This is a genomic window from Alkalibacterium iburiense (assembly GCF_039521845.1).
GTDB classification, from domain to species: Bacteria; Bacillota; Bacilli; order Lactobacillales; family Carnobacteriaceae_A; genus Alkalibacterium; species Alkalibacterium iburiense.
Genome location: NZ_BAAACW010000042.1, coordinates 1 through 12,819, shown reverse-complemented (window position 1 = coordinate 12,819; position 12,819 = coordinate 1). Strand labels below are relative to the sequence as shown.

Annotated in this window: 9 protein-coding genes and 1 pseudogene; all 10 read left to right on the top strand. The window is 33.1% G+C overall.

What is annotated here, in order from left to right; all coding sequences use genetic code 11:
- A pseudogene (locus tag ABDZ53_RS03710) lies at positions 1-331 on the top strand (hypothetical protein); the annotation flags it as partial.
- Between the two features lie 622 nt (positions 332-953).
- A complete protein-coding gene (locus ABDZ53_RS03705; protein ID WP_343754109.1) occupies positions 954-1,808 on the top strand; it encodes an AraC family transcriptional regulator in 855 nt (284 codons plus the stop codon).
- 45 nt (positions 1,809-1,853) lie between these two features.
- Positions 1,854-4,352 carry a glycoside hydrolase family 31 protein gene (locus tag ABDZ53_RS03700; RefSeq protein ID WP_343754107.1) on the top strand — a complete coding sequence of 833 codons (2,499 nt, stop codon included), beginning with the start codon at positions 1,854-1,856 and terminating at the stop codon, positions 4,350-4,352.
- Between the two features lie 18 nt (positions 4,353-4,370).
- Positions 4,371-5,408: a TRAP transporter substrate-binding protein gene (locus tag ABDZ53_RS03695; protein WP_343754105.1), complete on the top strand. Its 1,038-nt coding sequence runs from the start codon at positions 4,371-4,373 to the stop codon at positions 5,406-5,408.
- 16 nt (positions 5,409-5,424) lie between these two features.
- Positions 5,425-6,006, top strand: a complete 582-nt coding sequence (locus tag ABDZ53_RS03690) for a TRAP transporter small permease (protein WP_343754103.1) — start codon at positions 5,425-5,427, stop codon at positions 6,004-6,006.
- Positions 6,007-6,009: 3 nt separating this feature from the next.
- The gene (locus ABDZ53_RS03685) at positions 6,010-7,311 is read left to right on the top strand and encodes a TRAP transporter large permease (protein WP_343754101.1); all 1,302 of its coding nucleotides are present in this window, start codon (positions 6,010-6,012) and stop codon (positions 7,309-7,311) included.
- A 454-nt stretch (positions 7,312-7,765) separates the two neighbouring features.
- On the top strand, positions 7,766-9,097 hold the full coding sequence (locus tag ABDZ53_RS03680) for a hypothetical protein (RefSeq protein WP_343754099.1): 1,332 nt from the start codon (positions 7,766-7,768) through the stop codon (positions 9,095-9,097).
- Positions 9,098-9,588: 491 nt separating this feature from the next.
- Entirely contained in the window at positions 9,589-10,575 is a 987-nt protein-coding gene (locus ABDZ53_RS03675) for a restriction endonuclease (RefSeq protein ID WP_343754097.1), read from the top strand.
- 39 nt (positions 10,576-10,614) lie between these two features.
- Positions 10,615-11,421: a hypothetical protein gene (locus ABDZ53_RS03670; RefSeq protein WP_343754095.1), complete on the top strand. Its 807-nt coding sequence runs from the start codon at positions 10,615-10,617 to the stop codon at positions 11,419-11,421.
- Between the two features lie 51 nt (positions 11,422-11,472).
- On the top strand, positions 11,473-12,759 hold the full coding sequence (locus ABDZ53_RS03665; RefSeq protein WP_343754093.1) for a TerB N-terminal domain-containing protein: 1,287 nt from the start codon (positions 11,473-11,475) through the stop codon (positions 12,757-12,759).
- Positions 12,760-12,819: the final 60 nt, after the last annotated feature.

Below are 12,819 nucleotides of genomic sequence, written 5' to 3'. Positions count from 1 at the left end.
ATATGCCCGTTGGAAAGAAATTATTTCTGAAGAGTTATGTCAAAAACATTCCTATGTGATGCTGAATGCAGGGGCCGTTGAAGCTTATATATTTTCTTATAAAAGCGAAGATTCAGATAGCATTGAGATAGGTTATATTGGAGGTAAAGATGTTAATAAGCTAAATGGTTACCTTGATTTTTATAAGCAAGTACTTAACCACCTATTTGAGGAGTTCCATACTATTGAAATCGAAGCTGATGATGTTGATCCCTTTGCTTATGGTTTAATAAACGAATTTGACTACGATAAAACTGAATCTTGGGATGCTTATATATTTGACACGAATTGATTTAAGATTATAATTTAGCTTTTCAAATCATAAAGAAAAAAGGAGACCTTACAATCGAATATATTATAGTTCTAGCTTTATTAATTATAGTCTACAGCATATATATTTCTAAAAAACAAGAAAAATAGCATATGGAATGAGGAGGTTTCGGCGAAAGCGATATGGTAATGGCAAAAAATGTTGGAGTAAAAAGTGAGTTATTTTTAAGTTGATATGAAGAGATAGACATTAAGTTGTCTGTCTTTTTTTATTTCAGTAAATTATTGAAAAATTATTAACTTAATAGGGTCCAGAGAACTTAAAATTCTATTTCAAGTTCTCAATTGTTCTGTAAATTATGCATGGAATCCACAGTTAACTGCAATACATATTATATAATATTATTCATTATTATACGAATGTCTGTCATTAGACCATTGATTTGGTATGGATAACAAGGTAGCAGTTATGTAATAGCAAATAAAATTTTTGAAAAATATGCTTTTGAAGGAGAGAGTTCAGTCTAAGGCAAGAAATTTAGTCTTTACAATAGAATAGTGTAATGAAAAGCAAAAGTGTTTCAATTAGAATAAAGATGAAATTAAGTGTAAGACAGTGTCATTTTTAGTAAAGGAGGAAATAAATGGTTATTGCATTTTCTAAAACTAAAGGAAAGGTAGAACCTCTGGACTTCCATTCACATGAATATTATGAAATATATGTCTTTCATGGAGGAGATTGTTATTACACTGTTGGTGATCAAATCATCAACATGGTTCCAGGAACTGTATTGTTAATGAATGGAAAGAGCGTTCACAAGGCTCATGTTATTAAAAATGAAAACGAATACGTAAGAAGTGTTGTACATTTTAAGTCAAATGTAGTGGATGGGCTAATGAAAAAGCTAGAATGTTCATCTTTAATGGCTCCATTCAATCGAAACTCTGTAAGTGTTCGTCGTGTGATAAATGAAGAAAACTTAGAAAAAATAGGATTTATCATTGCTGATCTTCAGGGATTGACATCACTTGAAGAGACTGATTTCATCAAAAAAGAAATTCAATTAGGCATTATTAAACTATTGATGTTCATTGATCGAGCGTGCAGACCAATCAAACCTGAAGATAGTGCATCCATAAATACAAAAAAATATTATGTAGAGGAGATAGTACTCTATCTGCAAAACAATTATTCTAAAGAGATTACTATCGAGAAAATCAGCAAAGAACTAGGATTAACTTCATCCTACTTATCAAGAATATTTAAAGATATAACCGAACATACTATAATGGAATACTTAATGTATTATCGATTTACTCAAGCTAAATATTTAATAGAAATATCTGATGATCAAACTTTCAAAGATATAGCTTTAGCTTGTGGATTCCAAAGTTCTTCTCACTTTAGCCGGTTTATAAAAGAAAGAACTGGTATGACACCCAGTATGTTTAGAGAGGCCATTCAACAAAAATCATATATTTCACCGAATTCTAGATAATAAGTTCAATTGAAAGCGTTTTTTAAATAATGGAGGTATAAAAGTATGAGAATTACAAAAGAATTAATAGATGTAGAAAAAGTCGATAACTATTATCAGTTATTAACAAATGAGGTAACTATTCGTATTTGGTTTTTAACAGATGAAATTATTCGAATACGAGCAGGTTTTGATGGAGATTTTGTTGAAGAATCTTATAGTTTAGTAATGACAGCTTGGGAAGATAGAATGGATAAGCTGTTAGGAAAAGCAAGAAAAAGAGTGGAAGTAGCAGAATCTACGTTAGAGTTTGAAGAAGACAAAGTAATTATCATAGGACGTCAGATACGAGTAGAAATCGATAAAAAGCCTATGAGGATGACTGTCATTGACTCAAATGGGACAATCATCCACCGAGATGTGGCAGACTTAGCGTACTTAGAAGACAATAACTTGCGTCGCTCTCATTCAAGCGAAATAGAAGAGGACGATTATTTTTATGGATTTGGTGAAAAAACAGGAGAAATAAATAAAGCAGAAACTCAAATGAGTATGAAACCAACTGATGCTATGGGGTTCGATCCTCAAAAACGTGATTCCTTATATAAACATATTCCATTTTATATAAAACTAAACAAAAATACTAAAAAAGCCACCGGTTATTTCTATCATAATACTTATTACTGTGAATTTGATATGGGAAGAGAGCATAGCAACTATTGGCATAAAAAAAGTCGATATAGAACAGATGGTGGAGATATTGATTTATTTTTAATTGCTGGTCCAACTATTCGGGATGTTGTAGAACGTTACACCGATTTGACTGGTAAATCTGCTTTGCTGCCTCGTTATAGCTTAGGTTATTTAGGTTCTTCCATGTATTATGCGGAACAGGAAAAAGATGCAGATGATGCTATCGTAAAATTCATTGAGACAAGTCACAATGAAGGCATACCTATTGATGGATTCCAATTGTCATCCGGGTATTCAAATATATTAGTAGATGATACATTTAGAAGGAGTGTTTTCAATTGGAATAACAATCGGTTTAAAGACCCAGAGGCATTTTTCAAAAAAATGGAAGAAAAAAAGGTAGTAGTTTCACCCAATATTAAACCTGCATTATTACTGGAAAATCCTTTGTTCTCTGAAATGAAAGAAAAAGAAATGTTTATCAAAGACAAAGAAGGAGAACCAGGAATAGGTGCATGGTGGGGAGGACAAGGCGCATACGCTGACTTCACTAAACCGAGCACTAGAGAGCATTGGAAAACCTATCTAAAGGAAACTATTCTATCAAAAGGAACCTATTCGATTTGGAATGATAATTGTGAATACGATGGATTAATTGATGAAGACCTTGAAGCTTATTTTGAGGGTGAGCCAACGAATATTTCTCAGGTACGAACGGTTATGTCGAATTTAATGTGTCATACTACTGAAGAAGCTATTAATGAAATGAACGAGGAAGTACGTCCTTTCATAGTTTGTCGTTCAGGTCACGCTGGAATACAGCGTTATGCACAAACCTGGGCTGGGGATAATTACACGAGCTGGGAATCATTAAAATACAATATAGCCACGATATTAGGCATGGGATTATCAGGTGTGTCCAACCATGGTTGTGATATTGGAGGATTTTCAGGGCCTGCACCTGAACCAGAGTTATTTTTGAGATGGGTTCAACACGGTATTTTTCATCCACGTTTCTCAATTCACTCAACGAATACAGATAATACTGTAACTGAACCTTGGATGTATAAAGAAATAACGCCGATGATTCGGGAAGCGATTCAATTCCGATATCAACTATCTCCGTATTTTTACAGCTTAAGTGATCGAGCGAATAGAACAGGATTACCAATGATGGAAGCGTTAGTTAGCGCATTTCAGTCAGATGAAAATGTTTATGATGAAGGCGTTCACTTCATGTTAGGTGACAGTTTACTGGTTGCGAATATAGTCGAAAAAGGTGAGACATCTAAATCAATCTATTTACCTGAAGGCGAGACCTTTTACGACTTCTATACTCGTGAACTTTACCATGGAGGTCAAACAATTGACTATCCAGTAGAAATAGACAGTATTCCTCTATTCATAAAAGGAGGAGGAATTCTACCAATAGCAAAAAATACGATTAATAATTTATCAATGGATAATGTAAAAGACTTAAAAATAATATGTGCTCCAGACAAAAATGCTGTGTTTGAATTGTATGAAGATGACGGTACAACTCTAAATTATCAAGATGGTGAATATCTAAGAACAAAGATTGAGATGAAGAAGGGACAGAAAACAGTGCTTTCATTTAAAAAAGAAGGCAGCTATGAATCTAAAGTAGAATCTATTCATTTAGATATTATTAACCCAGAAAATGCACCATTTAAAGTGACGATTGATAATCGTGAAATTCCTCAAATTCTTTACAATAAAGAATTCGATGAGATTGAAATAGGCTGGTACTATGATCAGAGCCTGAAGTCAGTACAAGTAAAATATCCAAATATATCTGATGATTATTCAGTTGAAATTGATTTTTCTGAAATAGATTTAATAGGTATGTAAAAGATAAGGAGTGAAAACATGATTAAATTTTTTTCTGGCAAGAAGATTGGCACTGTTATTTTATCTATGATGATACCTCTCGTACTAATGGCATGTGGAAATTTAGAGTCTAGTGAAAATGACGATATGGGTGATACAACACTTCAACTATCGATTGGACACAATATGAATGAATCACACACGGTACACTTAGCAATGATGAGTTTTGTTGAGAAAGTAGAAGAGCAAACAGATGGGCAAGTACAGTTTAATGTGTTTCCAAATGGACAATTGGGTTCAGAAACAGAAATGCTTGAACAACTTCAAGCTGGGGTATTAGATATGGTAAAAGTAGCTTCTCCGGGTATGGCCAATTACTATGACGCCTATCACGCTTTTGGCTTACCATTTCTATTTAACGATCAAGATCATTTTTACCAAGTAATGGACTCCCCAGAAATGGGAGAGTTTTTTAGAAGTACAGCAGACGAGGAAGGTTTTGTCACTTTAACATACTATACTTCTGGTCAACGATCATTTTATACCGCTAATCAGCCGGTAAAATCTCCTGAAGATCTTAATGGACTGAACATTCGAGTTCAAGATATGCGTTCACAAACCGATATGATAAGTGCAATGGGTGGCACCCCCGTAGCTATGGCTTATGGTGATGTGTATACTTCATTGCAAACTGGTATGATAGACGGTACCGAAAATAATGAAACAGCATTAACTGAAGGACAACATGGGGAAGTAGCGAAAGTTTACTCTTACACTGAGCATGCAATGATTCCAGATGTATTGGTCATGAGTGCGGCCACATGGGATCAAATTAGTGAAGAGAATCGTGAAATCATTCTTAATGCAGCTGAGGAATCTACGGAAGAACATAAAGAAATGTGGGAAGAAGCCGTTCAAGCAGCAATCGAGGTTGCAGAAAACGAAATGGATGTAACTTTTATTACTGATGTTGATAAAGAGTCTTTCAGAGAAGCTACTGAACACATTATTCAAGACTACATCGATGAATATAATAATGTTGAAGAAGTTGTAGATATTATTCAAAATATTAATTAAAAGAAGGAGGAGAAAAATGGAAAAGGTTATGAGAAATCTTAAAAAATATATTAATATTACGTTAGCAATTCTCTCTACTTTGTTATTAACTATTATGTCTTTGCTAGTTATTTACCAAGTATTTGCCCGTTATATTTTGAATAATCCCAGTGACTTTACCCAAGAATCAATTAGATATTTATTAATATGGACAGGATTCATTGGAGCGGCTTATGCATTTGTTACCCGACAACATATGGCGTTGGTTTATTTTCGAGAAAAAATGTCTATTGAAAAGCAGCGTTATTTACTTATATTCGTGGACGCTCTAGTTCTATTATTCGCTTTAGTTATTATGGTTTATGGCGGCACTCAGTTAACTATTAGTGTACTTGGGGTGCGCTCTGCTTTACTAGGGGTTTCTAGGAGTTTAGTTTATGCGATGGGGCCTATTTCAGGTATATTCATCGTCATAATACAAATCATTAATATATGGGAAGATTTTACTGGAAAAGTAGAAACCGTATCTACGGAAAAGAGTGCACAAGCCCCAGTATTACCACCAGATAGTACATCTATTGAAGCCACTAAAAGACCGAATTCAGAAGGGACGGAATAGAGTATGGATATCACAGGTACAACAATTTTGCTGTTTGTCGTTTTCTTTATCCTTTTAGGTTTAAGTGTTCCTATTTCCATCAGTATTTTAATATCCTCTTTCGTTACAGCGTTAGCAACCTTGCCATTTGAACAAGTAGTGTTTATTATCATGCAAAAAATGAACAGCGGAATTGAAAGTTTTAATTTACTAGCGGTCCCCTTGTTTATTTTAGCTGGTAACATTATGAATAACGGAGGTATTGCTAGGAGGTTAGTCAATTTTGCACAAGCCTTTGTCGGACGAATACCAGGTTCATTAGCTCATGCCAATATTTTAGGCAATATGTTTTTTGGTGCTCTGTCAGGATCTGCCGTAGCTGCATCTGCCGCTATCGGTGGTACACTTTATCCTATTCAAGAAGAGGAAGAGTATGATCCAGCATTTGCGACAAGTGTTAATATAGCCTCAGCCCCTACGGGATTATTAATTCCTCCAACTACAGCTTTTATTGTGTACTCGACAGTTGCTGGAGGAGTATCCATTTCTGCCTTATTTATGGCAGGCTATATCCCGGGCATTCTTATGGGATTATCTACTATGATAATTGCTTACCTATATGCTAAAAAGAATAATTATTCTGTTTCTGAAAAGACTAGTGTAAAAGAGAAAGTCAAAGCTACATTAGATGCCTTACCAAGTTTATTATTGATAGTAATTGTTATAGGAGGAATTGTAGGCGGGGTCTTTACGGCTACTGAGGGAGCTGGGATTGCTGTATTATATTGTTTCATCCTTTCCTTGATATATAGAAGTCTAACGATGAAATCAATGGTTAAGATTCTTATAGACAGTGCTAGAACAAGTGGGATAATTTTATTTTTAATTTCTGCTTCGTCAGCAATGTCTTGGGTGATGGCTTACAGTGGTATACCTAATGCAATCAGTCAAGCTATGCTATCAATCACAAGTAGTGCCAATGTTATTTTCTTCCTAATGATTGTCATTTTACTTGTTGTAGGTACGTTTATGGATATTACACCAGCATTACTAATTTTTACACCAATCTTTTTACCGATTGCAGAAAGTTTCGGTATGCACCCTGTACATTTTGGAGTAGTTTTAGTAATGGCTATGTGTATTGGCACAATGACTCCACCAGTTGGGTCCGTTTTGTTTGTGTCATGTGGAATTAGTAATTTATCAATAGAATCGGTTTTTAAGCGACTAATCCCCTACTTAGCTGCAGTTACGGTTATATTGTTATTCGTCACTTATATTCCGGCTTTATCGTTAACTATTCCACAATGGTTAAACTTGCTTTAATATAAATTATAGATATTGTGCTAAACTTTAAGACAATACGAAAGTTGATTAACTATTTTAAAATTGTTTTAAATCATAAGTATTTACAAGTATTCGCTAAATAAAAGGGACATTAATTAGCCCTATTATATTTTGCTCACAATTTTATAGATATTGAAACCACGTACTAGTGATATCTAGACGTGGTTTTGTCTTTTGGGTTTAATTTGATTTTTTATACTCAATTATTTTTAGAACCCTTAATAGCTTTTTAAAAATGTAGTATCCAATCTTTTTGATTGATGGGTTTTAATATCCAAGGACTGACAGAAACATGATATATATGAATTATTCGTAAATTCTTAGCTCTTCTTCGTAGTTGAGTTACAATTTATTCATAAGTAATGTACAATTGTATACAGTAATAATCTGAGATATTAGATTGTAGACAACAATAATTATAGGAGGAATTATATTGGAACGAATCAAAAAGATGACAAAGAAACAAAAAACTATTGCTGCTGTTACAGTCGCAGGTATCGTATTAACAGGAGGAGTCATTGGTGGAGTATCATCAATGAATAGGGACTTGGATAATGAATTAGCGACAGCCCAGGAAACCCCAGAAAAAAGTGAACTTGAGTTAACTTTAGATTACAAAGAAAATCTGAAAGAAGAGTATGAGGTAATCAGTGATGGAGAAGAACTGAGCATTAAAACGGCTGATGTCACTCCAGAAATTGACACTTCAGAAATTGGAACATCGAATCATGAAGTTGAAATTGATGAAATGGTTTTCGATTTAACAGTAGTTGTTGAAGATAATAGAGAACTAAAATTAAATGAGTTCACTGAGTTGACTTTGGAAACTGAGATTTCTAAAGAAGACTTGGAAGCACAAATGACTAAAGGACTCACTCCTGAATTAGAAGAAGGCGATGAATTAGACTTCTTATTCTCTTACCCTGAAGAATTCAATTTAAAAAACGAAGGCGAGCATGAGGTAGAAGTCACAGCACGCTTTGCTAACAACCATAGAAATAGTGTAAAACAAACAGTTATGGTAACAGTTGAAAAACCTGAAGAAGAAGTTGAAGAAGAAACTAATGTTGACGAAGTGGCTACAGAGACTGGCAATTCAGACACTGAAAGCACAAGCTCATCTGCTTCATCAAATAATTCTGGTTCAACCGGCTCAACTAATACAGCTTCAACTGGTGGGTCTAGTAATTCTGGCTCAACAGGTTCATCAAGTGAATCAGCAGGATCAACTGGTGGTTCAAGCAACTCTGGCTCAACTGGCTCATCAAGCGAGGCATCTGGTTCAAGTGATTCAAGTTCAACTGAAAGCTCTAACTCAGGGAGCTCAGGTTCAACTGGAGGAGAAAGCGTAAGTTCTTCAGAACCACAAAACAAGGATAATGAGGCTAGTTCTGAACCTACTCCTTCTAAAGAGGAATCAAAACCTGAAGAAAGTACTGGTCCTGCACCAACACCAGCTCCTTCAACACCGGCACCACCAGGAGTGCCAAGTGGAGCAACTAAAACTGATGAAGATGGAAGAGGAGGACATGAATATTCATTAAATAGAAATATACCTGGTGGAGGTAAAATTACTGCTGCAGTAGTAGATACAGGAGTTAAAGATGTCCTGTTAGCTGGCACTGACAATGCTGGAAATCACTTTATTGCTGTTGTAAGCAGAGGAAGCTATGGTTACATGGGAGACTATCCTACAATCTCTGATGAAGCTGCAAACATGTTGCGTGAACTTGGAAGTCAATTCCTAAGTGCTCATGGAATGTAAGTCTATTGCCCAACAGTAAGATTTTTGAATCATTGGCTAAAGCAGATTTTATACCTAAATTTTGTTTATTTAGTACATAAATTTAAAACACGAATTTTTAATAATCGTTAATGTATTGCACCCTCTCTAGCAGCTTCAAAGATATGGTAGACATTTAATCAAGCTAGCCCATTCTTTGAAGTCACAGCAGATAGTTTACTCGGTTTAGAACTTGAAATTAAATAATTGTACAGTAAAAGACTAACCTTTCTTTCTTGATTAGTTAGTCTTTTAAGAGTATAAAATAATCTTCCATTCATTAGCACCAATTTATTGGATTTAAATGCAAAAAGACCAGTGAACCTCTATAATTAAGTTACCATAGCTTTAAGAAATGAGAAGCAGATGACCTATAGATAGTTCATAATGAGAACGCTTAAATTAAGTATTGATATACATAGTCTATTATTTTACGAAAACTATAAAGACAAAATTTAAAAGGAGTTTTTTTAGTGAATAAAGATTGGAAAAATTTAAAACTTTCTTCCAGTGGATTACCCACATGGGATTCTTTTATTCCATATATATTGGAAGTTTTAAAAAATGGTGAAGAAACGACTAGAGGAGTTATTGTAAAGCGAGTACTGGAGTTTTTAGATGTACCTCAAAAATTAAGAAGTCAAGAATATTCAAATAATGAGAGCTCTCAATCCGTGCTGTATAATCGAATAGGATTTGCACTGGCCGATTTATACAAGGCAAATGCGATAACCCGTCCTAAACGAGCAGTTTATCAAATAACAGAAAAAGGAAATAGATTATTAAAAAGCTATGGAGATAAATTAACTGCAGATGTATTACAAGAACAACCAGAATATATAGCCTACATGGAAGAACTTAAATTAAGAAGTAAACGTTCAGAAGATAAATCAGAAGATAGTATGGAAGACAATATAAGTATCACTAGTTTAGATAATGAAGAAAACCATCAAGAAGTCGTGGAGAAGTTAATTAATAAAAGAAATAATGAGGTAGAAATAGAACTATTAAACAAACTGCGTGAAACGGATCCTATCTTTTTTGAGAAACTGGTTGTAAAGTTATTAGATATGATGGGGTATAGCGGTAAAAATGGTAATGTTCAAGTGACGACACAGTCAAACGATGGTGGAATAGACGGGATAATTAATCAAGACCCACTAGGAACAAGTACAGTTTATTTACAAGTGAAAAGATATGCAGAAAAGAATGTTATCGGAAGACCAGCAATACAAGGTTTTTATGGAGCACTTGCGAGTGTTAATGCAGATAGAGGTGTGTTCATAACTACCTCGAGCTTTTCAAAAGGAGCACTAGAATTCGCGAAAAATCAAGGAATTGTATTAATTGATGGAATTCAACTAACAGAGTTAATGATTGAATATAAAGTCGGAGTCGAACCTGCACAAGAATATGTAGTGTATCAGATTAATTATGATGATTTTGAGTCAGAAGAGTAACAATTAAGCTATACTACAAAGTGGATGAGGAGTTAAACCATGAATGAATTCAAAAAGGTATATATCGATTTATATAGGCCTATATTTATTAACGCTGGATTATCGATTAAAGAAGTTAAACATTTAAAAAAAATCGATATATTTACAAATGTCAGTATACAGAAAATCGTTTTTACACTAAGACAACTAATTTTTGATAAATATGGTGATGGTCTTTATATAAAAGCTGAAGAATTTGACTCTTTTTGCTATCTAAATGTTCATATATATTTCGGTGAAGATATAAGTGCTATAATTGATTATTTAAACTCTATATCTAATGATGTTCCAGAAGTAATTGAAAATCAAACATATAAGATAGACGACGTAGATGAAGAAGTATCGTTCTTATCGATTGAGTGGGCTGATCCTGAAGAAATAAAAGATTATGAATTATCTATCGATTCAAGAAAACCCGAATCAAAGCGTTATTTAGTAGGGCAAAGTGCATTTGAACGTGGAGCTGGTGACTACCATCAATTTTTTATTTTTATTATCGGTGCAATTGCGACGGGTGCATTAAATGAAATTGGAAAACGTTCTTATGAAAAGATTATAAACTTAATTGAAAATGAAGAACGTGCCTCTATTGTGGAATTTAATCCTAAGATTGTGATTGACTATGTTGTTTCAATTAGCGGTGTGAATAGAAAAAATCTTAGAATCACAAAAATTACACCTATTAATAAAAAGGAAGTTCAGATTATTGTGTCGAGTCGATATAAAAATTTCCAACTTAAATATAACAAGTCCAGTAAAACAATCATCTCTTACCAGGAATTAGACAAAACTCAAACTATGATTTAAGCAACAGAAAAACTATTTGAATAAAGTATAATTTTAAAAGGTGGTTATAACTTGAAAATACTAAATTTTTTTAAAAGGAAGGCAAAAAAACTTTCGGCAAAAACTCCACAAAAAGAAAATCAGTTAAGTGAAATTAATTTTACTTTGCATAATGATATTAAGGACATAATCTGGATTAAGAATGGACCTAAGAAGAACTTTAACTCTGATAAAGTTAATAAAATAACTGAATTTGAAATTGGTGGGATAAGATACACTATTAAGACTTCAGTTGAAACTTCAGAACCTAGTGCAATAGATATAGAGCTACCAATTACAAAAGATGTTATACAATCTGATGTATCAAAATTACCTTATTATCCCGCATATTCTAGTTTATCGCCTGATCAAAGATCGAATTATTTGCATTATCTTTCAAATCCCTACAACTCATCTTATGATATTGGTTATGTATTTCTTTTATATTATGGATTAGAAAGATTTTTATTAGGAGATAAATATGAAGAAGCTTTTCATGTTATTAATAAACTAAGAGAAGTTCATAAGAACGAATCCTTCCAATATTATTCAGGTAATGCTCTGATACTTTCATGTATTTACAAACAAAGGCCTGATATGATGACTAGATTTATAGAGTCTAGTAATAAAGAATATAAACTTAAATTCTCAGATAACTTATTTTTACTAAGTGCTTATAGTTTTAGATTACCTTTAAACTCAACAGATATAATACGTTTATCTAAAACATTTGAATTCACTAATAAGCGATACATTTCAAAATATCCTGAGTTATTTAATAAAACATTGTTAAACATAATAGAAAAAAGGTATGACCGAAATTCAATATTACTTAATGATATCTTAAAAAAGAAAGATTATGATAAGCTGAGAACTGAAGAAATGAGAATGTTTGCAAATGTATCGATATCTGAAAAAGAGATAAATATTCCTTTATTAACAGAATCATTTATAATTAAAAAAACTTTTTACGACCTACTCTATGAAACTCATGAGACTGTGAAAGTTGAATTAGCAGATTTAAGAAAAGAAGGTAAAGCGCCAAAAGATGAAAAGAAGAAAAAAAGTAAAAAAAATACAATTTTAACATTTGATAAAGTCGAAGAAAGTGAGTTATTAAATGAATTAAATAATACAAGGAATAATATTATTGATCGGCACTTCACCTATATTAAACTCCAAAATTTTTACTATAAATACAGAGGATTAGATAGTAATTTAGATAGCACATATATTGATGAATGTATTAGGTATTGTAAAGAAGATATAAAGAGTCTCAATGATCTGCAAAAAGCTTACGTTAATTATGAACCTGAATAATTCATAGTTTTTCTAAAAAGCTTTATCAGTGTTGATTTTATCACTTTTATATTTGTTTGC